The sequence below is a fragment of the Achromobacter sp. GbtcB20 genome (genome assembly GCF_019091095.1).
Lineage (GTDB): Bacteria > Pseudomonadota > Gammaproteobacteria > Burkholderiales > Burkholderiaceae_B > Achromobacter > Achromobacter mucicolens.
Genome location: NZ_JAGXJZ010000171.1, coordinates 1 through 595 on the forward strand (window position 1 = coordinate 1; position 595 = coordinate 595).

1 protein-coding gene is annotated in these 595 nt (G+C 69.1%); it reads left to right on the forward strand.

Annotated elements, in window-relative coordinates; all coding sequences use genetic code 11:
• Positions 1-269 precede the first annotated feature (269 nt).
• Positions 270-595: LysR family transcriptional regulator (locus tag KVT32_RS28400; RefSeq protein WP_217619239.1), on the forward strand; the 326-nt coding region annotated here is incomplete at its 3' end.

Below are 595 nucleotides of genomic sequence, written 5' to 3' on the forward strand. Positions count from 1 at the left end.
AGGATGCCCAGGGTTCCGATGGTTGCCAACAAGGCGTCGAGCATAGGGTCCTCACATCATGGTCAAGGGTGCGGCGTTGCCGCAAGCGTTCGCCTGGACCGGAGGAAGGCGCGGCATTGCGCCGGCGCCCGAGTCCTTCCTGCGACCGTTCCCGCCCAGGAAAGGGGGAATCGTCGTGTCCATGGGGGGATCTTAGGGCCGGGGCGATTCCTTGGCAATCTGGCAATTCCGGTGCTAGACTTCGGCAATTCCGAATGCTGGAGACCACGATGCGCTTCGACCTGACCGACCTGCGGGTATTCCTGAGCGTGGTCGAGTGCGGCAGCCTGACCGGCGGCGCGCGCACCATGCACCTGGCGCTGGCCTCGGTCAGCGAGCGCATCGCGGGGATGGAAGCGACGCTGGGCGCGCCGCTGCTGGAGCGTAACCGGCGCGGGGTGCGCGCCACCGCCGCCGGCGAAGCCCTGGTCCGCCATGCGCGCATCGCCCTCGGCCAGGTCGAGCAGAGGCGCGGCGAACGGCGCACCTATGCCAGCGGCCTGAAGGGCCGCATCCGCCTGCTGGCGAATCCCGCCGCCATGGCCGACTTCCTGCC